Origin of the sequence: Paracidovorax citrulli, assembly GCF_900100305.1 — a bacterium.
GTDB classification, from domain to species: domain Bacteria; phylum Pseudomonadota; class Gammaproteobacteria; order Burkholderiales; family Burkholderiaceae_C; genus Paracidovorax; species Paracidovorax citrulli.
In genome coordinates this window covers 58,618-82,856 of record NZ_FNEY01000024.1, presented here as the reverse complement: position 1 = coordinate 82,856, position 24,239 = coordinate 58,618, and the positions used below count along the sequence as shown (strand labels likewise).

The window sequence follows — 24,239 nt, the reverse complement described above, 5'->3', positions numbered from 1 at the left end:
ATCTGAGCCAGGATCAAACTCTACAGTTCGATCTTGAAATTTAAAGTCTTTCGACTTCACTCATAAAAACGGAATTGAAGTGAACTTCACTTCTATTCTCATGAGCGTTTGTAGTGCTAAGCACTAGTTCCGAAGAACTTGGCACTCGCCATCAAACGCCCACGCTTATCGGCTGTATATTTTTAAGGAACCGGAAGATCAGATTTCTCTTTTCCTCTGACTCGCTGCAATCAGCGAAGCCTTGAATTTTAACAGATTTTTTAAAGTCCTGTCAAACTTTGTGGTTATTTGTCTTTCGACTTCCAACCACCCGCCAACCTCAACCACCGCAATTTCTTGCAACACTTCAGATCAGCGAAGCCTTGAATTCTACACCAGTTTTTTCCACCAGCGCAACTCTTGGCAAAACTTTTCTCTTCTACCGCCTTCGCCACCTACCTTCATCGCAGCCCTCTCAGGAACCGCAGCAATCTCAGTAGCGAAGCCCGCTAGTATAGCAACAAAAAGTGGCCTCAGCGCAATTTCAATTGTTTTTCCAGCGCATCGACAAACAGGGAGGGGACGTCGCATGCCGTCTGGTCGAAGATCTCCTGGAAACAGGTGGGGCTCGTCACGTTGATTTCGGTGACGCAGTTCCCGATGACGTCCACGCCCGCCAGCAGCATGCCCCGCTCCAGCAGCACGGGGCCGAGCCGGCGACCGATCTCGACATCGCGGGCCGAGAGCGGGCGAGCCACTCCTTTGCCGCCAGCCGCAAGGTTGCCACGGACTTCCGATCCCTGGGGGATGCGTGCGAGGCAATAAGGCACGGGCTCCCCTCCGATGATGAGGACGCGCTTGTCTCCTTCGGATATCTCGGGAAGGAACTTCTGCACCATGACGGTCTGCGCGCCATCGTGGTTGAGGGTTTCGATGATGCTGCCCAGATTGAGTCCGTCGGCCTTGACCCGGAAGATGCCCATGCCGCCCATCCCGTCCAGCGGCTTGAGGATGATGTCCCCATGTTCCGCGTGGAAGCGCCGGATGTCGCCCGCATCCCGCGTGACGAGCGTAGGCCCGATGAGGTCGGGAAACTCCATGATGGCCAGCTTCTCGGGATGGTCGCGCAGCGCGCGGGGCTTGTTGAAGACCCTCGCCCCCTCCCGCTCCGCCTGCTCGAGGAGATGGGTGGCATAGAAGTACTCGCTGTCGAAGGGAGGATCCTTGCGCATGAGCACGGCGCCGAATCCGGAGAGCTCGGCCTCGCGCTCACCTGCCACGGTGAACCAGGCCTGCGCGTCACCCGTGAGGTGGAGGTCGCGTACGCGCGCCGTCACCTTGCTCCCCTGCTCCCAGCGGATATGGCCGGCCTCGCAAACGCTCACCACATGCCCCCGGCGCTGGGCCTCCCGCATCATCGAGAACGTGGTGTCCTTGTAGATCTTGAAGTGTTCGACCGGATCGGCAACGAAAAGAATGTTCATGGTCTCGTCTGGGCTGGGAAGGTGGCGTCAGGCGCCGCGGGGGCGGCGTCCGTACTGTTGCACAAATAGCGTGAGCACGCCGGCGACCACGCCCCAGAAGGCGGAGCCGACACCGGCGATCACGACACCGCTCAAGGTGACAAGGAAGGTGATGAGCGCAGCTTCACGGTGTGCGTCGTCGCGCAACGCGGTGGACAGGCCGGAACCGATGGTTCCGAGCAGTGCCAGACCGGCGATGGCAACCACCAGCTCGCGCGGGAAAGCGGACAGCAGCCCGGTGACCACAGCACCGAACAGACCGATGACGACGTACAGCGCACCGCAGGCTACGGCAGCGGTGTAGCGGCGCGACCGGTCCTCGTGCGCCTCGGGGCCCATGCACATGGCGGCGGTGATGGCGCTGAAGTTCAAGGCGTAGGCGCCGAAAGGCGCCAGCGCCAGGGTGGCCAGCCCGGTCATCGTCAGGAGGCGGGACACCGGCAACGGGTAGCCGGAAGCCCGGATGACGGCCACCCCCGGAAGATTCTGCGATGCCATCGTCACCACGAAGAGCGGCAACGCCAGCCCGACGGCTGCGGACACACTGAATGCCGGGGCCGTGAACACCGGCACCGCCCAGGCGAGGTGCACGGCCGCCAGGGATATCTGGCCTTGTGCGGCCGTGAACGCGATGGCAGCCGCCAGAGTGACCACGATGGCGTAGCGCGGCAGCAGGCGGCGCGCGACGAGGTAGGTAATGAGCATCAGCAGGATCAGCGGCAGTGCGGTCTGGGCGGCCGCGAAAGCCTGCATGCCGAACCGGGCCAGGACGCCGGCCAGCAGTGCAGAGGCGATTTCCGCCGGGATGCGATGCATGGCTCGCTCGAACCAGCCGGTGGCCCCCGCCAGGGCGATCAGTACGGCGCACAGCATGAAGGCGCCCACGGCCTCCCCCATGGAATATCCGCCGGCCAGGCCCGCCGACGCCAGCACCGCGGCACCGGGCGTGGACCAGGCCACCATCACGGGCTGGCGCAGCAGCAGCGAAGGAACCAGGGAGCACAGCCCCATGCCAAGCCCGAGGGCCCACATCCAGGAAGTGATCTGGGCGGGCGTGGCGCCGAAGGCCTGGGCCGCCTGAAAGACCAGGGTGACCGAACTGGTGAATCCCACCAGTACCGCGACGAATCCCGCCGCGGCGGCGGAGAGGCTGATATCTCTGAGAAAGGAGCGCATGAGGGGCAGGATTCTGTCACTCTCGGGCGTCCATCCTGCTCCATGAGGATGGCCCCGGGCTGCCCGGGGCTGCCCCTTCCTGTCTTTCAGATCTCGATCTTGGAGCCCAGTTCCACCACGGAATTGCTGGGGAGGTTGAGAAAGCCTGCGGCGCCGCTCGCGTTGTGGTGCATCTGGGCGAAGAGCTTTTCCCGCCAGGGTGCCATGCCGCTGCCGATCGTCGGGGTGACCACGTCCCGGGAGAGGAAGTAGCTGGTGGTCATCGACTCCAGTTCGCACCCGCGCCCGCGCATGAGTGCCAGCGCGCCCGGGAGGTCAGGGTCGTTCTTGAAGCCGTAGTGCACCATGACCTGCCAGCAGTCGCCGCCGAGCGCCTCGACCTGCAGGCGTTTGTCGAGGCCGATCCAGGGGACTTCGTGGTTGCGTACGGTGACGAAAAGGTTCTGCTGGTGCAGGACCTTGTTGTGCTTGAGGTTGTGGAGCAGCGCGTTCGGCACCGCTCCCGGCTCCGCCGTCAGGAAGACCGCCGTGCCGTCCACGCGGGTCGGGGGATTGACGAACACCGCCGTGAGGAAGTCCCTCAGGTCGATGGCATCGGCGCGCAGCTTCTCGTTCAGGAGCTCGCGGCCGCGCTTCCAGGTCATCATGAGCATGAAGACGATGGAGCCGATCATCAGCGGGAACCAGCCGCCCTGCAGCAGCTTGAGCAGGTTGGAGCCGAAGAAGGCGAGATCCACGAGGAAGAAGAAGCCCGTGGCCGCGATGCACAGCGCCAGCGGATACCGCCAGCCATAGCGGATGACGAAGAAGGTGAGCACGGTCGTGATGAGCATGTCCAGCGTGACGGCGATGCCATAGGCGGCCGCGAGATTGCTGCTGGAACGGAACATGACCACGGCCAGGACGATGGCGAGGAACAGCGCCCAGTTGACGAACGGTATGTAGATCTGGCCGGTATCGCGCACGCTGGTGTGCAGGATGTTCAGCCGTGGCAGGTACCCCAGTTGGATGACCTGCTTGGTCACGCTGAATGCTCCGGTGATCAGGGCCTGGGACGCGATGACGGTGGCCATCGTGGCCATGATCACGAGCGGAATGAGCGCCCAGTCGGGAGCCATCATGTAGAAAGGGTTCTTGACGGCTTCCGGCTCCGCGAGCAGCAGGGCGCCCTGCCCGAAGTAGTTGATGGTGAGGGCGGGCATGGCCACGCTGAACCATGCCAGGCGGATCGGCTTCTTTCCGAAGTGCCCGAGATCGGCGTAGAGGGCTTCGGCACCGGTCACGCAGAGGACCACGGCGCCGAGGATGATGAAACTCGTTCCCGGGCTGCGCCAGATGAAGCCGAGGGCGTGGTGCGGGCTGAGGGCGCCCAGGATTTCCGGATGGCCCACGATGTGCGGCACGCCCAGGGCGGCGATGGAGGTGAACCACACGAGCGTGACCGGGCCGAAGTAGCGCCCGATGCCACTGGTGCCGCGCTTTTGCACGGCAAACAGGCAGAACAGCACGATGAGCGTCAGGGGTATGACGGCTTTGCCGAAGTGCGGCGAAACGACCTCGAGCCCTTCCACCGCCGAGAGCACGGATATGGCGGGCGTGATGACCCCGTCGCCGTAGAACAGGGAGGTTCCGAAGACGCCGATGCCCAGCAGCGCGGAGCGCAGTCTCGGTTTGTCCTTCACGGCCTGGGAGGCCAGTGCCAGCATGGCGATGAGCCCGCCTTCGCCGTTGTTGTCCGCCCGCAGGACGAGCACGACATACTTCAGCGAGACGATGGTGGTGAGCGTCCAGAAAAGGATGGAGAGGACGCCGTAGACGTTCTGGGGCGTGAAGGCCACGTGGCCGGAGCCGAAGACTTCCTTGACGGCATACAGCACGCTGGTGCCGATGTCGCCATATACGACGCCGATGGCGCCGAGTGTGAGCGCCGCAAGCGAGGATTTGGAGCGTTGCACTGCAGGGTCCCTCCGGCACCATGCCGGACGGGGTTCCGGTATTGGGGGACCGCTATTGTGACAAGGAGCAGGGAAAGCGCTCCGGCCGCCCGCTCCATGTTGCAGAGCAGCAACTAAGCAGGACGGGCGCGCCGCTGCGCAGGGGCTTATTCGTAGATCTCGGCCTCGGGGTTGGTCGCCTCGAGTTCGTAGCTGGCCGCCAGCATGGCCAGCCGGGCGATCACGCCATACATGTAGAACCGGTTGGGCGCACTGGCGCCGGGCCTGGCGCCGGGCTGGGGGAGATGGGTGCTTTGCTCGAAGGCGAGCGGCACGAAGCTCGCCCCGGGCGCATTGAGGTTCTCGTCCACGCCGCGCTCGGCATGCATGCGGTAGAAGCCTCCCACGACGTAGCGGTCCATCATGTAAACGACGGGCTCGGCGACGGCCTCGTGCACGCGCTCGCGGGTCAGGACGCCCTCCTGGATGATGACGTCGGTCACCGGCTGGCCGTCCTTGACGATGGCCATCTTGTTGCGCGTCTTGCGGTTGAGCGCGTCGAGGTCCTTGGCGTCGCGCACGGTCATGACGCCCATGCCGTAGGTGCCGTTGTCGGCCTTGACGATGACGAACGGCTTTTCGTTGATGCCGTATTCCTTGTACTTTCGCCGGACCTTGGTCAGTTGCGCATCCACGGCGGAGCGCAGGGCCTCCACGCCGGCGCCTTCGCTGAAATCCAGCCCTTCGCAGTGGCTGAAGAGCGGATGGATGAGCCAGGGGTCGATGCCCAGGAGCTTGCCGAAGCGCTTGGAAACCTCCTCGTAGCTCTGGAAGTGCCGGCTCTTGCGGCGTACGGTCCAGCCGGCATGCAGGGGCGGCAGCAGGTACTGCTCATGCAGGTCCTCCAGGATGCCCGGAGGGCCGGCGGACAGGTCGTTGTTGAGCAGGATGGTGCAGGGGTCGAAGTTCTTGAGCCCGAGGCGGCCCTTGTCGCGCACCACCGGCTCCAGCGTGACCGAGTCGCCGTTGGGCAGCGTGACGGTGGTCGGCTTCTTGATCTCGGGGCTGATGGAGCCCACGCGCACGTTGAGCCCGGCCATGTTGAAGATGCGCTGCAGCTGGATCACGTTCGCGAGGTAGAACGTGTTGCGGCTGTGGTTCTCCGGGACGATGAGGAGGTTGCGCGCTTCGGGGCAGATCTTCTCGATCGCGGCCATGGCCGCCTGCACGGCCAGCGGGAGCATCTCGGCCGTGAGGTTGTTCCAGCCCCCCGGGAAGAGGTTTGTGTCCACGGGCGCGAGCTTGAAGCCGGCGTTGCGGATGTCCACCGAGGTGTAGAAGGGCGGGGTGTGCTCCATCCACTCGAGCCGGAACCAGCGCTCGATCGCGGGCATGGCGTCGAGGATGCGTTGTTCTAGTTCGTTGATCGGCCCCGTGAGGGCGGTGATGAGATGCGGAACCATGGGTACCCTCGGAAAGCGGCGAAGACGGCATTGCGCCGAAAGCGGAGTCGATTGTAGGGATTTGGGGGCGCGGGCCCGGTTCGCAAGCTCTCCGCGCCGCGAAGTTCCACCCGTCAGCGCCGCCAGAAGGCAGGCGTCAACAGCGCCATGAAACTGAGGATCTCCAGCCGGCCGAGCAGCATGGCGAGCGTGCAGACCCAGAGTTGGAAATCGGTGAGAACGGCGTAATTGGCAGCGGGACCGATGAGACCCAGGCCCGGGCCGGTGCAGTGGACGCTGGCGATCACGGCGCTGAAGGCAGTGACGACGTCCAGATCGGTGAGAAGCAGAACCATGCTGAGCACCGTGATGGTGGCGCCATAGACCAGCATGTAGGCCAGCACGGCGAAGATCATCCGGTTCTCGACCACGGCAGCGCCCAGGCGCACGGGCTGCACCGCGCGTGGGTGCACGAGCCGCGTCATCTCGCGGCGCGCCTGCTGCAGGAGGATGAGCACACGGACCATCTTGATGCCCCCGCCCGTGGAGCCGGCACTGGTCGCCACGCCGGACAGCATGAGCAGGAAGACCGGGGCGAATACCGGCCATCCGAGGTAGTCGGTGGTGGCGAAGCCGGTGGTGGTGGCCACGGACACGGTGTGGAACATTCCGTGCCGCAACGCGTCCAGGGGCCCGTAGATGCCTTTGAACCAGAGCAGCAGCGCCACGAAAAGGCCGCTGCCGAGCAGGGTGCACACGGTCGCACGCAGTTCGGGATCGCGCCAGCAGGTGCGCCAGTGCCCTTTGCGCAGGGCGACGAAATACAGCGCGAAGTTGCAGCTGGCCAGCACCATGAAGACGATGGCAATCGCTTCCAGCAGGGGCGAGTGGAAGTGGCCGAAGCTGGCGTCGTAGGGTGACAGCCCTCCGAGGCTCACCGTGGCGAACATGTGCATCAGCGCATCCGGAACCACCATGCCGCCAGCCCAGAACGCGAGCGCGCAGACCAGGGAGAACACGACGTACACGCCCCAGAGTCCCTTGGCCGTCTGGGTCATGCGGGGAGTGAGCTTGGTGTCCTTGACGGGGCCCGCGGCTTCGGCCTTGAAGAGCTGGCTGCCGCCCACGCCAAGGAGCGGCAGCACGGCGACGGCCAGGATCAGGATGCCCATGCCGCCGATCCATTGCATGAAGGTGCGCCAGATGTTGACCGACAGGGGCAGCGAGTCGAGCCCGGACAGTACGGTCGCGCCGGTGGTGGTGAGCCCGGAGACGGCCTCGAAGTAGGCATGGGTGAAGCCGATGGGGCGACCGATGGCATGGAGCGCCCCCATGAGCGGCAGGGATGCGAACAGCGGCAGCAGCAGCCAGACCAGCGACACGAGCATGACCCCGTGGCGGGGTTGCAATTCCCGTGCGTGCCGGCGCAGGCCGAGCCAGAGTGCGACACCGCATGCGAGAGCGAACCCCAGGCTGGCGGCATAGACCGGCCACAGGCCTTCCCCTGCCCACAAGGATGCACCCAGGGGAACGGCCAGGGCCCAGGAGAACATCGCGAGCAACGCGCCGAACACGCGCAGCACCGGCAGCAGATCCGGCAGGGCCTCGGAAAGCGCGGAAGGCACGGACATCGCGATCAGAAAAACGTCGCGCTCACGCGGAAGGCCTTTTCCACCTCGCGCACCAGCCGCTTGTTCGGGAGGAAGAAGACGACATGGTCGCCGCTTTCGATCACGGTATGGCTGTGCGGAATGATGACCTCGGGCTCACCGGCAGGCACCGACATGCCCTCGCCCGCGTCGGCCGTGGCGTGTTCGCCGAGCCCGCGCACGATGAGGCCCATGTGCACGTCATGCGGCAGGTGCAGTTCGCCGACGCGGCGGCCGACCACGCGCGAGCTCTTGCGGTCTCCGCGGGCGACGATTTCCAGCGCCTCCGCCACGCCGCGGCGCAGACTGTGCACCGCCTGGACGTCGCCGCGGCGCACGTAGGCGAGCAGTTCGCCCAGCATGGCCTGTGCCGGCGAGAGCGCGATGTCGATCTGCGTGCCGTGCATGAGGTCGGCGTAGGAGCGGCGGTTGATGAGCGCCAACACCCGGCTCGCGCCCATGCGTTTGGCGAGCAGGCAGGCCATGATGTTGTCCTCGTCGTCGTCGGTGATGGCGAGGAACAGGTCCACCTCTTCGATGCATTCGTCGCCGAGCAGGTCTTCGTCGGTGGCGTCCCCGTGCAGCACGAGCACCTCCGCGGGCAGCACCGACGCCAGCTCCGTACAGCGATCGGCATTCGATTCCAGGATCTTGACGTGGAAGCCCCCCTGCTCCGCCAGCTGGCGTGCGAGCCGCAGCCCCACCCGACCGCCGCCCGCGATCATGATGCGGCGTACCGGCCGCGGCGGCACGCCGCCGCGCTGGTGCAGTGCCGCCAGCACCCGCGGGACCTGCTCGCGGGCAGCGAGCACGAAGACTTCATCGCCTGCCTCGATCCGGGTCGTGCCGTCGCAGGCGACGAAGCGGTCGGGCTCCTCCGGAAAGCGGCGGTAGATCGCGACCACGCGCATGGCGACTTCGGAAGCGCTGGCCCGCACGTCGGCGATGCGCATGCCCACGACCGGGGCGCCGCCCCGCGCCCGGACGGAGGCCAGGCAGGCACGGCCGCCCGCGAATTCACGCACCTGCAGGGCCTCGGGGTACTGCACGAGCTTGCCGATGTAGCGCGTGAGAGACTCTTCCGGGCAAATGATGCGATCCACCGCGAAGCCCTCCTTGCCGAGCAGGGCCCGGCCCCGATCGTCGCCGGTGCCGAAACCCGACGAACGGACGCGTGCGATGCGCGTGGGAATGTTGAAGAGCAGCTGGGCGATCTTGCAGCAGACCAGGTTGGTTTCGTCGAGCGCGGCGCAGGCGATGAGCAGGTCGGTATCGGCGGCGCCAGCCTCTGCGAGCACATCGGGGTCGATGCCGCTACCCACGACACCACGCAGGTCGAAACGCGACTCCAGGTCGCGCAGGCGCCCGGCATCGGTGTCGATGACGGTGATATCGTTCTTCTCGGACACCAGGCTGTCGGCCACGCTCTCGCCCACGCGGCCCGCGCCCAGGATGATGATCTTCATGCGGCAGGAACGATGAAGGGGTTTGGAGGCTGGAGGCCCGCAGGCGGCCGCTCAGGCGCGGATGTCGCCCTCGCCGAGCACCACCCATTTGAGCGAGGTGAGCCCTTCGATGCCCACCGGGCCGCGCGCATGGAATTTGTCGGTGCTGATGCCGATCTCGGCGCCCAGGCCATATTCGAACCCGTCGGCGAAGCGGGTGCTGGCGTTCACCATGACGCTGGCCGAGTCCACTTCCCGCAGGAAGCGCTGGGCATGCATGTGGTCCCGCGTGAGGATGGCGTCGGTGTGGTGGCTGCCGTAGCGGTTGATGTGGGCAATGGCTTCGTCCAGGCCCTCCACCACCTTGATGCTGATGATGGGCGCCAGGTATTCCTCGGACCAGTCCTGTTCGGTGGCGGGTACGAGCGTAGCTCCAGGCACGCCGGCCAGCAGGGCCAGGGTCTCCGGGCAGCCGCGCATCTCCACGCCCTTGGCCGCATAGACGGCGCCGATCCGGGGGAGGAATTCGGCGGCCACGCCACGCGCGACGAGCAGCCCCTCGCTGGCATTGCAGGGGCTGTACTTCTGCGTCTTGGCGTTGTCGGCCACCTTCACGGCCATGGCGACATCGCAGGGGTCGTCCACGTAGGTATGGCAGTTGCCGTCCAGGTGCTTGATGACGGGCACCTTGGCATCGCGGCTGATGCGCTCGATCAGGCCCTTGCCGCCGCGGGGGATGATGACGTCCACGTACTGCGGCATGGCGATGAGGTGGCCCACGGCCTCGCGGTCGGTGGTCTGCACGAGCTGCACGGCATCGCCGGGCAGGCCGGCTTCCTCGAGCGCCTCCTGCACGAGGCGCGCGAGGGCGCGATTGGAATCGATGGCCTCGGAACCTCCGCGCAGGATGCAGGCGTTGCCGCTCTTGATGCTCAGCGAGGCGGCCTCGATGGTCACGTTGGGGCGGCTTTCGTAGATCATGCCGAAGACGCCGATCGGCACGCGCATCTGGCCGACGCGGATGCCGCTGGGCTGCTGGCGCATGCCGGAGATCTCGCCGATCACGTCGCCCATCGTCGCGAGTTGTTCGCAGCCCAGGGCGCAGGTCTCCAGAACCTTGGGAGTGAGCTTGAGCCGGTCCACCATGGGTTCGGCGAGGCCGGCAGCCCGGGCGCGCTCGAGATCGCGGGCGTTGTCCGCCTGCAGGGCGGTGGTGTTGTCGCGCAGGCGGCGGGCCAGCGCCAGCAGCGCACGGTTCTTGACGGCCGATGGCGCCCGGGCCATCAGCGCGGAGGCGGCCTTGGCCTGGGATCCGAGGGCGTGGAGGGTTTCGGCGATGTGCTGCGCGTTCATGGGCGTGATTTTGACGCATCGCTGCGTTGCCCGCCCGGCGCGGGTTTCCCCGCCAGGCGGCACGTCCCGGTTTTGCTACCCTCGCGCGCCATGACGACCACCCCGCCCACACCGTTGCCAGCCGCCCAGCTCACCACCCTCGCCACGGCCCTGGCGGAGCTGCGCACCGCGCGCATGGCGCCGCACACCTTCAGCGGCCTGGCGCGTGCACAGTCAGTGTTGCTGGACGCGCTGCCGCCGCGCTATGCCCAGGTGCTCTGGGACCTGCTGGACCGGCTCGAATCCTCGGCATTGTTCTCCGAGGAAAGCTGCTCGTTCAGCCAGAGCGGCCTGATCGACAGCCTGCAGGCCTGGGTGGACAAGGCACGGGCCCAAATCGGGGGCATGCACTGACGTGCTTCACCCGTCCAATGGCCGCGGAGCAGGCCACGCCAGCAGACGCCGCAGAGCCGGCTTCGCCGGGCTGCTGGCGTCGTCCCCCTTGAGGGGGAAGGCGCCGCAGGCGACTCAGGGGGTGTTCACTTCACCGCCTTGCACAGCTGCAGCGCCAGGCGGTGCAGTGCCTGCCAGCCATCGGCGGGCCAGTCGGGCACCTTGAGCCCCTTCACGATGCCGTCCACGATGTGGGCGGACTGCAGCAGGCGCGATGCGGCGGCATCGGAAAAACGGGGCACGATGCGCTCGAAGAGCCGCTCTTTCGTCCCCCAGACGCGGTTTTCGCGCAGGGCCATGGGCAGGGGCTTGCCGGCATTCACCGCATCCTTCACGCGCTTCAGGGACCGGATGTCTTCGGCGAGGGCCCAGTGGACCAGTACCTCGGCCTCGCCTTCGGCCTGCAGGCCGTCGAGCATGCGCTGCATGCGCGCCACCTGGCCGGACAGCACGGCCTCGGAAAGCTTGAAGACGTCGTAGCGTGCCACATTGAGCACGGCGGCTTCGACCTGCGCCCAGGAGAGTTCGCCAGGCGGATGCAGCAGGGCGAGCTTCTGGACTTCCTGGTGGGCGGCCAGCAGGTTGCCCTCCACCCGGTCTGCGAAGAACTGGAGCGTGCGCTGGCCTTCTTCCCCCGCGGCCACGCGCTGGCCCTGCGCCGCCAGGCGCTGCGCGATCCACTGCGGCAGGGCGCCGCGCTCCACCGGGTCGATCTGCACGCTCACGCCCTCGCGGTCCAGGGCCGAGAACCAGGCGCCGGTGCGCGTGGCCTTGTCCAGGCGCGGCAGCACGACGAGCGTCAGCGTGCCTTCGTTGCCTGCGGCGGCCGTGGCGATCTGCTGCAGGGCCGCGCCGCCGTCCTTGCCCGGCTTGCCCGAGGGAATGCGGATTTCCACGATCTGCTTGTCCGCGAAAAGCGATAGCGAACCGCCCGACGCCAGTACCGCGCTCCAGTCGAAGTGCGCACCGGCCACGGTGTGGCTGCTGCGCTCGGTGTAGCCCTGCCCGCGCGCGGCGGCGCGGATGGCATCCGCGGCCTCCTGTTGCAGCAGCGGCTCATCGCCATGTAGCGTGTAGAGCGGGCGTACCCCCTTCTGGAGGTGGGCGACCAACTGGTTCAGCGCGATCTGCATGGCGATGCACGACCTGCCCCGCAGGGGAGCGGCCAGACCATTCTCATTGCATGCGCGCCGCGGCCAGACGCCGCAGCAACTGCTGCACGAGATCGGTCTGCATGTTGCGGTAGAGGAGCGCCTCTTCGGCCTCCTTGGCCAGGGCGATGCTCTCGTTGTAGCTCACGTCGCGCTGCTGGACGAGTTCGGTCGGCGCGATCAGCTCCGTGCCCTGCTGGTTGCGCAGCCTGAAACGGATGCGCAGGCGCAGTTGCAGTTCGCGCACCTGGCCGGACGCGTTGTAGCCGACCACCACGCGCTCGCGCTGCTCCGACAGGAGCTCGAAGACCGCTTCGGCCTTGGGCAGCTCGGCGGGATCGCGCAGCACGGTGAGGTTGCCACCGGCGCCCTTCAGCGTGCGCTCCAGTTCCCGGGCGAGGGCCGAGCCGTTGCCGGCCTGGATATAGAGGGTGCGGAACTGGAACTCCGGCGCGCCGCGCAGGCGGAAGCCGCAGGCGCCCAGGGGGGCCACGGCCATCAGGGCCAGGAGCGTGCGTTTGCTGTTCAGCATGAAGCGGGCTCTCCTATGCAGTGGATTCAGGGGCAGCGGAACGAGGATCCATTCAGACCACCACGTTCACCAGACGGCCCGGCACGACCACGACCTTCTTGGGCGCAGCGCCGGCGGCATGCTTGTGGAAGTCCTCGCTCGCCAGGGCGATGCGCTCGATCTCGGCCTTGTCCGCCCCGGACGGCACGCGGATCGCGCCGCGCAGCTTGCCGTTGATCTGCAGCACCAGTTCGATTTCGTCCTGCATCAGCGCGCCGGCGTCCACCTGGGGCCACGGCGCATCCAGCAAGTCGCCCAGGGAGCCCGCATAGCCCAGCCCGCTCCAGAGGCCGTGGGCGATATGGGGCGTGGCGGGATAGAGAACGCGCAGCAGGATGCCGAAGCCTTCGATGAGCGCGACCAGGCCACCAGGTGCGTCGGCGGACTTGAAGTCCTCCAGCGCGTTGAGCATCTTCATCGCGCCGGAGACCACGGTGTTGTACTGCATGCGCTGGTAGTCGTAGTCCACCTGCTTGAGCACGGTATGGATCTCCAGGCGCAGCGCCTTGGCTTCCTTGCCGAATTGCACGTCCTGCAGGCTCTGCGCGCCCTGGATGGCGGCCTCGGTGGCTGCGGCATCGATACCCGCGAGCTTCACGCCGAAGTTCCACACCCGGCGCAGGAAGCGGTAGCTGCCCTCCACGGCGGCGTCGTTCCACTCCAGCGTGGCCTCGGGCGGTGCGGTGAACATGGTGTAGAGGCGCGCCGTGTCCGCGCCGTACTTCTCGATCAGTTCCTGCGGATCGACCCCGTTGTTCTTGGACTTGGACATGGTGCCCACGCCCTCGTAGTCGATCGGCGTGCCGGCCGGCAGGTCACCCACCGCGTTTTTCAGGCGGGCGCCGGTGATCTTGCCGGCCTCGTCCTGGATGTGCTCCACGTCGTGCGGCCAGAAATACTCCTTGCCGCCCTTGTCGGTGCGGCGCGAGTAGATGTGGTTGAGCACCATGCCCTGCGTGAGCAGCTTGGTGAAGGGCTCGTCCACCTTCACCAGGCCCAGGTCGCGCATGACCTTGGTCCAGAAGCGCGCGTAGAGCAGGTGCAGGATCGCGTGTTCGATGCCGCCGATGTACTGGTCCATAGGCATCCAGTAGTCGGCGCCGCCGGCCACCATGGCGTCGGCGTTCTTCGGGTCGCAGTAGCGCATGAAGTACCACGACGAGTCCACGAACGTGTCCATGGTGTCGGTTTCGCGCCGCGCGGCCTTGCCGCAGACGGGACACTTCACGCCGGCATGGAAGCCCTCGTGCTTGTGCAGCGGATTGCCGGATCCGTCCGGGATGCAGTCCTGCGGCAGCACCACGGGCAGGTCCTTCTCGGGCACCGGCACCGCGCCGTGCTCGTCGCAGTGGATGATCGGGATCGGCGTGCCCCAGTAGCGCTGGCGGGAGACGCCCCAGTCGCGCAGGCGCCAGGTGGTCTTCTTATCGCCCAGGCCTTTTTCCTGCAGCGCATGCGCCACGGCGGAGACGGCCTCCTGGTACGACAGGCCGCTGAAGTTGTCGGAGTTGATGGTGACGCCGTTCTGCTTGTCTCCGTACCAATCCTGCCAGCGGTGGTAGTCGAAGGTCTCGCCGTCGACGAGCACGACCTGCTTGATCTCGATGCCGTACTTGAGCGCGAAGGCGAAGTCGCGCTCGTCGTGCGCGGGCACGCCCATGACGGCGCCGTCGCCGTAGCCCATGAGCACGTAGTTGCCCACCCAGACCTCGATCGGCTCGTCCGTGAGCGGGTGGGTCACGGTCAGGCCCGTGCGCACGCCCTTCTTCTCCTGCGTGGCCAGTTCGGCTTCGGTGGTGCCGCCGGTCTTGCATTCCTGGATGAAGGCGGCCACGTCGGGGTTGGAGCGAGCGGCATGGGCGGCCAGCGGATGCTCGGGCGCCACGGCGCAGAAGGTGACGCCCATGATGGTGTCCGCGCGCGTGGTGAACACGTACATGCGGCCGTCGCCGATCGGCTGGCCGTCCTCCCCGCGGATGTCGTGCGTGAAGGCGAAGCGCACGCCTTCGCTCTTGCCGATCCAGTTCTCCTGCATCAGCCGCACCTTGTCGGGCCAGCCGGTGAGCGTGGCATTCGGGTTGCCCACCTGCACGTGGTCGAGCAGTTCCTGGGCGTAATCGGTGATCTTCAGGTAGTAGCCCGGGATCTCGCGCTTTTCGACCAGGGCGCCGGTACGCCAGCCGCGGCCGTCGATGACCTGCTCGTTGGCGAGCACCGTCTGGTCCACCGGATCCCAGTTGACGACCTGGGTCTTGCGGTAGGCGATGCCCTTCTCCAGCATCTTGAGGAACAGCCACTGGTTCCACTTGTAGTAGTCAGGATCGCAGGTGGCGACCTCGCGCGACCAGTCGATGGCCAGCCCCATCGCCTGCATCTGCTTCTTCATGTAGGCGATGTTGTCGTAGGTCCACTGCGCGGGCGGCACGCCGTTCTTGAGCGCCGCGTTCTCGGCCGGCAGGCCGAAGGCGTCCCAGCCCATGGGCATCAGCACGTTGTGGCCGTTCATGCGCAGGTAGCGCGTGAGCATGTCGTTGATCGTGTAGTTGCGTACGTGCCCCATGTGCAGCTTGCCGCTGGGATAGGGCAGCATGGAGCAGGCATAGAACTTTTTCTTGCCTGCGTCTTCGGTCACGCGGTAGGCATCGCGGGCGGTCCAGTGGCTGTGCGCTGCGCGCTCGACCTCGGCGGGGGTGTATTTGTCTTGCATGGAAAAAAAGGGACCGGGCCGCGCTGGCGGCCGCCGGTGTTTTCGCAGGAGGAGGGTTCGCGGGATTTTAGGCGCGATGCGGGCATTGCCCACCGGACCCGAGGCCGGGGGAGCGCGGGGGCTTCAGATGCACTCGCTCTGCTTGAACACCAGCCGGCCGATGGGGATGCAGTCCGGCTCGGCCCAGGCCTTGCGTGGATAGCGGGCCTGGTCGGGGTTGTCGCAGGAGATCCACCAGCGCCCGTCGTCGCGCTGGGCGCGCCGCAGCAGCACTTCGCCGAAGCCGTTGATGGCGAAGACCTGCCCGTCGCGCAGCGTGGTGTCGGATGTGTTCACGACCACGATGTCGCCTGCCTGGATGGACGGCTCCATGCCGCAGCCGCGCACGCGGATGGCCAGCAGGCACTGGGGAATGTAGCCGCGCCGCTCCAGCCATTGGCGGTGGAAGGTGATGGGAGCATCCTCGTCGGTCTCGTCGGGCCAGATCGCGTAATCCGCGATGCCGGGCCGCAAATGCAGGGAGACCGGGAAGAGCTCGTACATCTCAGGCCCTGCGTCGAAGTCGTACGCGGCGGAGGATTCCCGGGTGCCAGCCGGCGCCGGCGGCTGCGAGAACCAGGCATGCATGCCGCGCATGGACTCGATGTGGCGCACCGTCTTGTCCGACACGGCACGGTTGCCGCAGAGCATCTGCCGCACGAATGCGCCGCCGCGGTAGCCCAGCAGGCGGCCGAAGGCCGCCACATTGCCCTCGGACAGACGACGCACGGCATCGGCGAGCCGTGCCCGCCGCTGCTCCTGAATCCGACGCTCGTCCATCAATCCAAGTTAGCATGCCGGATGGAACCATTTGCTATGATGATTTCATACCAATTGCTGACAATAGTAGCCGATCCGCACGTACGACGGCACGACTCTCGTGGGAGGCGAGCGCAGCATGGAAGACACCCAAAGAATGGAATCCGTGGATTCCGCTGCTGCGCTGGCAGCACCCGTCCCCGGCAGCGAGGCCCGGCCGCCTCCGCGTAGGGAGCCCCCCTGGCCGGATTTGCTGCTCGGCATGGGCGGTGAAGCCTGCGCGGTCTTCGCGCTCGACGCCCAGGGCCGGTTCATCTACGCCAGCGAGGGAACGGGCCTGTTGCTGGGACGGCCGGCCGCGTCCCTGCCTGGCCAGCGCATGGCGGACGTGTTGGCATACCCTCCGTCCGACGTCCACCTGTACCGGCTGCTGCTCGGAGGCGCTCTGCCCGCGGCGGCCTCCGGCTACCGCTGCGAAACGCTGCTGCACCCCCTGGACGCCACGCCGCTCTGGGTACAGGCGGTGCTGCATCCGTCGCACGGGTTGATGACAGGCATGCTGATCGACATCACGGCCACGAAGGTGCGCGAACGGCTGCAGCACCGGGTTCTCGACGCGATGGCGCATGACCTGCCCCTGCCCGACATCGCCTCCGGCCTGTGCGAAGACATCGAAGCCATGCTGCCGGGGGTCGCCGTGTCGGTGCTGGAACTGGACGGGCAGCACCGGTTGCGGTGCCTGGCTGCGCCCAGGCTGGAGGACGTGCTGGCAGCCCACGCCGACGGCCAGCCCGCCGGGCCGGACGCGGGCACCGGCGGCGCGGCCGTCTGGCAAACAGCCTCGGCAGCTTGCACCGACATCGCCGCCGACCCGCGTTGGGCTCCGTGGCGCGAACCGCTGGCGGCACGGGGCTTCACGGTCTGCTGGTCGGCCCCGGTCCTCGACCGCGACGGACACCTCCTGGGCTCCTTCACCCTGCATGGCCGAAGGGCCCTGGGCTGCGACGGACTGCCCCGGCACGCGCTGGAAGCGGGAGCGCGGCTATCCGCCCTGCTGCTGGAGCGCGAGCGCGCCCAGCAGAGCTTTCGCCGCCTGGCCTACCAGGACGCCGTCACCGGGCTGCCCAACCGGGCGTTTCTACTGGAAGCCACGGAGCGCCTGATCCGCGAGGCGCGCCGGGAAGGACACTCCCTGGCGATCGCCTTCATCGATCTGGACCGGTTCAAGCAGGTGAACGACCAGCTGGGCCACCGGGCCGGCGACGACCTGCTGCGCGAAGTGGCGCAGCGGCTGCAGGGCGCCTCGCGACGGGCCGACATCGTGGCCCGCATCGGGGGCGATGAATTCGCCGCGGTACTGCCCCGGTGCGGCAGCCGGGAGGCAGCCGCGGCCGCGCGCCGGCTGCTGGAGGCCGCGGTGCGCCCCGTGATGCTCCATGGCAGGTGCTGGAGCCTGGGCGCCAGCATCGGCATCGCCCAGTACCCCCGCGACGGTACGAACGCCGCCACGCTGCTGCACCACGCGGACCTGGCCATGTATGCCGCCAAGCGGGCAGGCGGCCAGCGCCTGAGCGTCTTCCGGGGCAAGACACCGGGCGCCCCGGTGGTGCGCGAGGTCCTGGACGGGTGAGCGGCACCCCACCGCCGGCGAGGAGCGCCCCGGCAGGCGGATCAGGGGCGCGCGGCGGCAGCGGCCGGCGGGGAGGCCTCGGGCTCGGCCACGAATCCGATGCGGTGCAGGCCCGCGGCATGGGCGGCGCCCATCACCTCGACCACCCGGCCATACGGCACGCCGGCATCGGCACGCAACTGCACCTCGGCTTGTGGATGCGCCTGTGCCACGCCGCGCAGCCGTTCGGCCAGGGCGGCGCCATCCACGGGCACGCCGCCGACGAAGACCTGGCCCGCGGCATCGATCGCGACTTCGACCGAGTCACCGGCGGCGCCCTGCGTGGTGCTTTGCGCGCGCGGCAGGTCGAGCCGGATGGCACTGGCCAGCAGTGGCGCGGCCAGGATGAAGATGACCACGAGCACCAGCATGACGTCCACCAGGGGCGTCATGTTGATGTCGCTCATCGGCTTCGGGGCGGATGTGCGTTCGAGGCGGCCGAATGCCATGGGTCGCGGGCGGGCTGAAGGCAGTGGATCAGCCGCCGCGGGAGGGCGGCCCGTCCAGGAGCAGTTCGCGCAGGTCGAGGGCGAAGCCTTCGAGCTCGGCTTCCACGCGGCCGATCCACCGCCCGAACAGGTTGTAGGCCAGCACGGCGGGGATAGCCACGGCCAGGCCCGCCGCCGTCATCACCAGCGCCTCGCCGACCGGACCGGCGACGCGGTCGATCGATACCGCCCCGCCGCCGGCCAGCGCCGTGAGCGCATGGTAGATGCCCCAGACCGTGCCGAGCAGGCCGACGAAGGGTGCCGTGGAGCCTACGGTGGCCAGCAGCACCTGCCCGAACTGCAGGCGTGCGAGGACCCGGTGCAGCGCATCGCGCAGGACACGCGTGAGCTGCTGGGAACGCTGCCCGCTGGCGGCCAGCGAGCCGGCATGGGCGTTGTCCGCCACGCCGGTGGCGGCGTCCACCAGGGGCCGCAGGAGGCCGTCGGGATCGGCCGGCACCAGGCGCTCGCGCGCCGATGCCAGCGTGGGCGAGCTCCAGAACTCCGCGGTGCTCCGCTCCACACCGGCCACGGCGCGCCGCAGCAGGCGCGCTTTCCAGAGGATGACCACCCAGCTCGCGATGGACATGGACAGCAGCAGCAGTGCCGAGATGCGGGTGACCATGTCCCCCTGATGCCACCAGTGCCACGCGTTCATGGATACGCCACCAAGAGTAAGGAGAAGGGCTGGAAGGGCGGGCGGGCGGACCTGCCGCTACCGGGCCGCGCCGGTCGAAGGCGATCAGCCGTGCAGGCCGAGCACGTCGAACATGTCGAACAGGCCCGTGCGGTGCGCCGCCAGGAAGCGGGCCGCGCGCAGGCTGCCCTGGGCATAACCCGAGCGGCTGGAGGACTTGTGGGAGATCTCGATGCGCTCGCCCGTGCCGGCGAACAGCACCGTATGGTCTCCCACGATGTCGCCGCCGCGCACCGCGGCGAAGCCGATGGTGGACGGGTCACGCTCGCCGGTCAGCCCTTCGCGCCCATACACGGCACAGTCCTTGAGATCGCGGCCCAGCGCCTGGGCGATGACCTCGCCCATCTTGAGCGCCGTGCCGGAGGGGGCATCCACCTTGTGGCGGTGGTGGGCCTCGATGATCTCGATGTCGTAGCCCGTGGACAGCGCCCGGGCCGCCATCTCCAGCAGCTTGAAGGTGACGTTCACGCCCACGCTCATGTTGGGCGCCATGACGACGGCCGTGCGCTGCGCGAAGGCTTCGATCTCGGCCTTCTGTGCTTCGGTGAAACCGGTGGTTCCGATCACCGCCTTGACGCCCCGCTCCGCGCAGACCGCCAGATGGGCCAGCGTGCCTTCCGGCCGGGTGAAATCGATCAGCACGTCGCAGCCGGCCAGGCCTTCGTGCAGGTCGGCCGTGACGGCCACGCCGCTGGCATGGCCCAGGAAGGCCTCGGCATCGGTCCCCAGGGACGGGCTGCCCGGCACGTCCAGCGCGCCCGCCAGGACCAGTTCGCTGCCGCTGCCGCGCAGCGCCTCGATCAGCATGCGGCCCATGCGGCCGGAGGCGCCGGCAACGGCGACACGGATCGGCGCCGGAGTACCGGAAGAAGACGGGATCGAAGCAGCGGATACGGTCATTGCGCGCGGAGGGAAAATTCGGAAGGGGGCGGCTTCCACCGCCCGCTCAACGGGTGGTGGATTCGAGCGGAGGGTAGCTCGACGGCGGAGGCGGCACCGCCGAATCGGCCGGTTCCGGCAGCGTGGCCGTGGCAGCCTTGGGGTACTTGGCGAGCTGTTCGGGCGTGGCCTCGAGCTGCGGCACCTTGGGCTTGATCTTGCGGGACGTGCCGAGCGTGGCGACGAATTCGGCTTCGGTGGGCATCTCGTCGCCTTCTACGCGATCGAAGGCGTCGCCCTTGAAGAACACCGTCAGCTTGCGGGACTGCGCCTCGACGCCGGGGCGCTTGAGGGTGAAGACATAATCCCAGCGCTCGGCATGGAACAGGCTGGTCACCAGGGGTGTGCCGAGGATCTCCTTGACCTGCTGGCGCGACATGCCGGGCTGCAGCGCCTCGACCTGCTCGCGGGAGACGAAGTTGCCCTGCACCACCTCGACCTTGTAGGGCGTGACCATGCTCGCGATGCGGTTGCTGGCGCTGTCGAAGCTGCCGCAGGCCGAAAGGCCCGCGCCGAGCAACAGGATCAGGCCGGTGCGGGCGCTGCGATGGGCGTGGACGGACATGGAAATTGGCATAAACGATATGATCGGACCATTGTAGCGGCTGGTCTCCCAGGCCTTGGCGCGCGCCCCTGGCACACCGAAGGACCCTGTCATGACGAACATCGACGAACTCAAGAGCACCGGGCTCAAGGCCACCCTGCCCCGCCTGAAGATCCTCGAGATCTTCCAGAAAGGCGCACAACGCCACATGACGGCCGAAGACGTGTTCCGTGTGCTGCTGGACGAACGTTCCGACATCGGCCTGGCCACCGTCTATCGCGTGCTCACCCAGTTCGAGCAGGCGGGCATCCTGATCCGCAGCAACTTCGAGAGCGGCAAGGCGGTGTACGAGCTCAACGAGGGCCAGCACCACGACCACTTCATCTGCATGGTCTGCGGCAAGGTCGAGGAGTTCTTCGACCCCGAGATCGAGAAGCGCCAGCAGCTCGTGGCCAAGGCCAAGGGATGGGTGGTGCAGGACCACTCGATGGCCCTCTACGGCCAATGCGCCAGCTGCGCCGCGAAAGCCTCTTCCGGCAACGGCCGCTGACCGATTCACCCCTCTCTCAGGAGCCGTCCCGCTGCTCCATGGCGCGGCGGTGGCGCTCGACGAATTCCTGGTAGGTATCGATGCCGCGCAGGTTGAGGATGGTGTTGCGCACCGCCGCCTCCACCAGCACGGCGATGTTGCGCCCCGCCACGACCTGGATCACCACCTTGAGCACGGGCACGCCCAGCACGTCCTGGGTGAGGGGCTCGTAGGGCAGGCGTTCGTATTCGCGCTCCAGCGTTTCCTTGCGCACGAGATGCACGATCAGGCGCAGCCGCATCTTCCGGCGCACCGCCGTCTCGCCGAAGATGGCCCGGATGTCCAGCAGGCCGATGCCGCGCACTTCCAAAAGGTTCTGCAGCAGGTCGGGGCACTTGCCCTCGATGGTGGTCTGGTTGATGCGGAAGAAGTCCACCGCGTCGTCCGCGACCAGCCCGTTGCCGCGCGAGATGAGTTCCAGCCCGAGTTCGCTCTTGCCCAGCCCCGACTCGCCGGTGATGAGCACACCCAGCCCCAGGATGTCCATGAACACGCCGTGCATGGTGATCCGGTCGGCGAAGTGCTTGGACAGGTAGGCCCGCAGCACGTCGATGACGAAGGCCGACGATTCGTGCGTCGCGAACATGGGGATCTGCGCGCGCTCGCACATGGACAGCAGTGCGTCGGGCGCCATCTGGCTGTCGGCCAGCACGAGCACCGGGGGCTCCAGCGTCACGATGCGCGCGATGCGGCGCTTGCAGTCCTCGGGCGTGGCGTTGACGAGGTAGGCGATCTCGCGCTCGCCCAGGATCTGCACCCGGTAGGGGTGGATGTAGTTCAGATAGCCGACCAGGTCCGCGCCGGAGCGGGCGGACCGCACCGCCACTTCGTCGAAGCGGCGCTCGGACGCTCCCAGCCCGGCCACCCACTCCCACTTCAGCGGGGAACGGAAGGCTTCAAAGAGGACATCGGCGCTGACGACGTTGGGTTTCACGTATTGCGCGCCGTTGCAGCCAAAAGGAAAGGGATCACGCGGCAGCCTGGGCGGACTGCCAGCCAGCGATGAGGCCGTGGAGTTCGGCCGCGTCGGTGGAGGACTTGATGCGCTCGCGCAGCGGGCCGTCGCTCAGCAGCTCGGCGATTTCCGAAAGGATTTCCAGGTGCTTCTGCGTGGCGGCTTCCGGCACGAGCAGGAAGATGAGCAGGCCCACGGGCTGCTCGTCGGGTGCGTCGAAGCCGATGGGATGCGCCAGTTGGAAAACGGCCGCCATGGGCGCCTTGAGTCCCTTGATGCGTCCGTGGGGAATCGCAACGCCGTGGCCCAGGCCGGTCGATCCCAGGCGCTCGCGGGCGAAGAGGCTGTCGGTGATGAGCGCGCGAGAGAGGCCATGCTCGCTCTCGAACAACAGACCCGCCTCCTCGAAAGCACGCTTTTTGCTGGTGGCATCGACGCTCACGAGCACTTGAGCGGCCGGCAATATGGAAGCTAGACGGTTCATGGTGAAGGGTTGCGATTATGCACCCCCTAGCATAAACCCTGAGCCCCCGGAAAGGGGCATGAAAAAGCCGCCTTTCTGGCGGCTTTGCGGGCGATGCCGGGGTGGCGGCCGGTCAATCCCGCTGAATGGAATCCTTGACGTTCACTTCGCGTTCGCGATCACGCCGGCTGGGCCCGCTTGATGGCGCAGTGGTGGTCCTGCAGACGGTCCTTGTGGCGCACGACCTGCCGGTCGAGCTTGTCCACCAGTTCATCGACCGCCGCATAGAGGTCGGAGTGCGAGCTCTCGGCGAAGAGGTCGCTGCCCTTGACATGCACGTTGCATTCAGCGCGCTGGCGCTTCTCCTTCTCCTTCTGCTTTTCCACGGTAAGAAGCACCTTCACGTCAACCACCTGGTCGAAATGCCGGCTGATCCGGTCCAGCTTGCCCGTCACATAGCTGCGCAGAGCGGGGGTGACCTCGAGGTGGTGGCCGCTGATCGTCAGGTTCATAAACAAGTCTCCTTGGCACGTTGAAGTAAACGCCGTCGCCTCGGCGACCGAGGTGGCGGCCCGACGGATGGGAGCTCATGCATGCGCTGTCGAATCCACTATGCGCGCCACTGCCGGGAAATGCAATCCTGACCTCGGCACGGCCGGGGATACTGCTGTTACAGGTGACCAGGCCGCGGGACGGGCGCACAATGCACAGGCTGTACGGCAGGGCGCGCCCTAGAATCCGGGCAGCCCCGGCGCCCTCCCGGCCGGGGCCGGATTACCGCCTGCAACCCTTTTCACACCATGACCCTGCCCAGCCCCCCCGCCCTGCACACCTCGTCCCTGGCTTCGCTGCCGCTGCTCGCACGCGGCAAGGTCCGCGACAACTACGCCGTGGGCGACGACCGCATCCTCATGGTGGCGAGCGACCGGATCTCGGCGTTCGACGTGATCATGGGCGAGCCGATCCCGGGCAAGGGCGAGCTGCTGACGAAGATGGCGCTGTTCTGGTTCGACAAGCTCGGCCACCTCTGCCCCAACCACCTGACGGGCGGAGCGCCGGAAAGCGTGGTGTCGCCCGAAGAGGCCGCGCAGGTGCGCGGCCGCTCCATGCTCGTGCAGCGGCTGCGCCCGATTCCCGTGGAGGCCGTGGTGCGCGGCTATCTCGCGGGCAGCGGCTGGAAGGAGTACCAGGCCACGCGCTCGGTCTGCGGCGTGCAGCTGCCCGAAGGGCTGACGAACGCGTCGCGCCTGCCGCAGCCCATCTACACGCCGGCCGCCAAGGCCGCCGTGGGCGAGCACGACGAGAACATCACGTTCGAGCGCACCGTGGAGATGGTGGGCATCGACCTCGCCACGAAGATCCGCGACACGAGCATCGCGCTGTACGAGGCCGCGGCCGCGATCGCGCTGGAAAAGGGCATGATCATTGCCGACACCAAGTTCGAGTTCGGCCTGGCTCCCGACGGCACGCTGGTGCTGATGGACGAGGTGCTCACTCCCGACAGCTCGCGCTACTGGCCCGTGGAAGGCTACGAGGCGGCCCTGGCCGCCGGGGAGAATCCGCCCAGCTACGACAAGCAGTTCGTGCGCGACTGGCTGGAGCAGGCCCAGGTGAACGGCGCTCCCTGGAACAAGTCCGCTCCCGCGCCGCGCCTGCCCCGAGAGGTGATCGAGAAGACGGCCGCGAAGTACCGCGAAGCCCTGGAGCGCCTCACTGGCGGCCAGTGAACGGGCCG

The 24,239-nt window shown here is 67.2% G+C and carries 22 protein-coding genes; 4 read left to right on the top strand and 18 right to left on the bottom strand.

What is annotated here, in order from left to right; genetic code table 11:
• Positions 1-512: 512 nt before the first annotated feature.
• The 7 genes from gshB to BLR99_RS16005 form a co-directional block, all read right to left on the bottom strand.
• Positions 513-1,463: a glutathione synthase gene (gshB, locus tag BLR99_RS16035; RefSeq protein WP_017438367.1), complete on the bottom strand. Its 951-nt coding sequence runs from the start codon at positions 1,461-1,463 to the stop codon at positions 513-515.
• A 27-nt stretch (positions 1,464-1,490) separates the two neighbouring features.
• A complete protein-coding gene (locus BLR99_RS16030) occupies positions 1,491-2,678 on the bottom strand; it encodes a benzoate/H(+) symporter BenE family transporter (protein WP_011797545.1) in 1,188 nt (395 codons plus the stop codon).
• 86 nt (positions 2,679-2,764) lie between these two features.
• Positions 2,765-4,633, bottom strand: a complete 1,869-nt coding sequence (locus BLR99_RS16025; RefSeq protein ID WP_011797546.1) for a potassium transporter Kup — start codon at positions 4,631-4,633, stop codon at positions 2,765-2,767.
• A 146-nt stretch (positions 4,634-4,779) separates the two neighbouring features.
• Positions 4,780-6,075 (bottom strand): glutamate--cysteine ligase, encoded by a 1,296-nt coding sequence (gshA, locus tag BLR99_RS16020; RefSeq protein ID WP_011797547.1) that lies wholly within the window; start codon positions 6,073-6,075, stop codon positions 4,780-4,782.
• A 113-nt stretch (positions 6,076-6,188) separates the two neighbouring features.
• Entirely contained in the window at positions 6,189-7,655 is a 1,467-nt protein-coding gene (locus BLR99_RS16015; RefSeq protein WP_074687363.1) for a TrkH family potassium uptake protein, read from the bottom strand.
• Between the two features lie 35 nt (positions 7,656-7,690).
• Positions 7,691-9,169 (bottom strand): Trk system potassium transporter TrkA, encoded by a 1,479-nt coding sequence (gene trkA / locus BLR99_RS16010; protein WP_048857596.1) that lies wholly within the window; start codon positions 9,167-9,169, stop codon positions 7,691-7,693.
• A gap of 51 nt (positions 9,170-9,220) precedes the next feature.
• Entirely contained in the window at positions 9,221-10,501 is a 1,281-nt protein-coding gene (locus BLR99_RS16005) for a glutamate-5-semialdehyde dehydrogenase (RefSeq protein ID WP_048857597.1), read from the bottom strand.
• Positions 10,502-10,591: 90 nt separating this feature from the next.
• Here BLR99_RS16005 and BLR99_RS16000 point away from each other — a divergent pair, with 90 nt between their 5' ends.
• A complete protein-coding gene (locus BLR99_RS16000; protein WP_017438342.1) occupies positions 10,592-10,894 on the top strand; it encodes a hypothetical protein in 303 nt (100 codons plus the stop codon).
• Between the two features lie 125 nt (positions 10,895-11,019).
• On the opposite strand, the gene holA is transcribed toward BLR99_RS16000, so the two are convergent.
• The 4 genes from holA to BLR99_RS15980 form a co-directional block, all read right to left on the bottom strand.
• Complete coding sequence (gene holA, locus BLR99_RS15995; RefSeq protein WP_017438341.1) at positions 11,020-12,066, bottom strand: DNA polymerase III subunit delta; 1,047 nt, start codon at positions 12,064-12,066, stop codon at positions 11,020-11,022.
• A 43-nt stretch (positions 12,067-12,109) separates the two neighbouring features.
• A complete protein-coding gene (locus BLR99_RS15990; RefSeq protein WP_011797552.1) occupies positions 12,110-12,616 on the bottom strand; it encodes an LPS-assembly lipoprotein LptE in 507 nt (168 codons plus the stop codon).
• Positions 12,617-12,668: 52 nt separating this feature from the next.
• Positions 12,669-15,362, bottom strand: coding sequence for a leucine--tRNA ligase (gene leuS / locus BLR99_RS15985; RefSeq protein ID WP_074687361.1), 2,694 nt, complete (start codon positions 15,360-15,362; stop codon positions 12,669-12,671).
• 123 nt (positions 15,363-15,485) lie between these two features.
• Positions 15,486-16,181, bottom strand: coding sequence for a S24 family peptidase (locus BLR99_RS15980; protein ID WP_011797554.1), 696 nt, complete (start codon positions 16,179-16,181; stop codon positions 15,486-15,488).
• Positions 16,182-16,317: 136 nt separating this feature from the next.
• Here BLR99_RS15980 and BLR99_RS15975 point away from each other — a divergent pair, with 136 nt between their 5' ends.
• Positions 16,318-17,790 (top strand): sensor domain-containing protein, encoded by a 1,473-nt coding sequence (locus tag BLR99_RS15975; protein ID WP_228194040.1) that lies wholly within the window; start codon positions 16,318-16,320, stop codon positions 17,788-17,790.
• Between the two features lie 41 nt (positions 17,791-17,831).
• Here BLR99_RS15975 and BLR99_RS15970 read toward each other — a convergent pair whose 3' ends face one another.
• From BLR99_RS15970 to BLR99_RS15955, 4 genes are all read right to left on the bottom strand, one after another.
• A complete protein-coding gene (locus BLR99_RS15970) occupies positions 17,832-18,278 on the bottom strand; it encodes an ExbD/TolR family protein (RefSeq protein WP_011797556.1) in 447 nt (148 codons plus the stop codon).
• Positions 18,279-18,306: 28 nt separating this feature from the next.
• Positions 18,307-18,975, bottom strand: a complete 669-nt coding sequence (locus tag BLR99_RS15965; RefSeq protein ID WP_017438691.1) for a MotA/TolQ/ExbB proton channel family protein — start codon at positions 18,973-18,975, stop codon at positions 18,307-18,309.
• An 84-nt stretch (positions 18,976-19,059) separates the two neighbouring features.
• Positions 19,060-19,914, bottom strand: a complete 855-nt coding sequence (gene dapB / locus BLR99_RS15960) for a 4-hydroxy-tetrahydrodipicolinate reductase (protein WP_011797558.1) — start codon at positions 19,912-19,914, stop codon at positions 19,060-19,062.
• Between the two features lie 46 nt (positions 19,915-19,960).
• On the bottom strand, positions 19,961-20,518 hold the full coding sequence (locus BLR99_RS15955) for an outer membrane protein assembly factor BamE (protein WP_011797559.1): 558 nt from the start codon (positions 20,516-20,518) through the stop codon (positions 19,961-19,963).
• Positions 20,519-20,609: 91 nt separating this feature from the next.
• On the opposite strand from BLR99_RS15955, the gene fur reads away from it, so the two are divergent.
• Positions 20,610-21,047, top strand: a complete 438-nt coding sequence (gene fur / locus BLR99_RS15950; RefSeq protein WP_011797560.1) for a ferric iron uptake transcriptional regulator — start codon at positions 20,610-20,612, stop codon at positions 21,045-21,047.
• 16 nt (positions 21,048-21,063) lie between these two features.
• Here fur and hprK read toward each other — a convergent pair whose 3' ends face one another.
• From hprK to hpf, 3 genes are all read right to left on the bottom strand, one after another.
• Entirely contained in the window at positions 21,064-22,020 is a 957-nt protein-coding gene (gene hprK, locus BLR99_RS15945; protein ID WP_011797561.1) for an HPr(Ser) kinase/phosphatase, read from the bottom strand.
• Between the two features lie 34 nt (positions 22,021-22,054).
• A complete protein-coding gene (locus BLR99_RS15940) occupies positions 22,055-22,525 on the bottom strand; it encodes a PTS sugar transporter subunit IIA (protein ID WP_011797562.1) in 471 nt (156 codons plus the stop codon).
• 158 nt (positions 22,526-22,683) lie between these two features.
• Positions 22,684-23,016 (bottom strand): ribosome hibernation-promoting factor, HPF/YfiA family, encoded by a 333-nt coding sequence (gene hpf, locus BLR99_RS15935; protein WP_011797563.1) that lies wholly within the window; start codon positions 23,014-23,016, stop codon positions 22,684-22,686.
• A 288-nt stretch (positions 23,017-23,304) separates the two neighbouring features.
• On the opposite strand from hpf, the gene BLR99_RS15930 reads away from it, so the two are divergent.
• Complete coding sequence (locus tag BLR99_RS15930) at positions 23,305-24,231, top strand: phosphoribosylaminoimidazolesuccinocarboxamide synthase (protein WP_011797564.1); 927 nt, start codon at positions 23,305-23,307, stop codon at positions 24,229-24,231.
• The last annotated feature ends 8 nt before the right edge of the window (positions 24,232-24,239 follow it).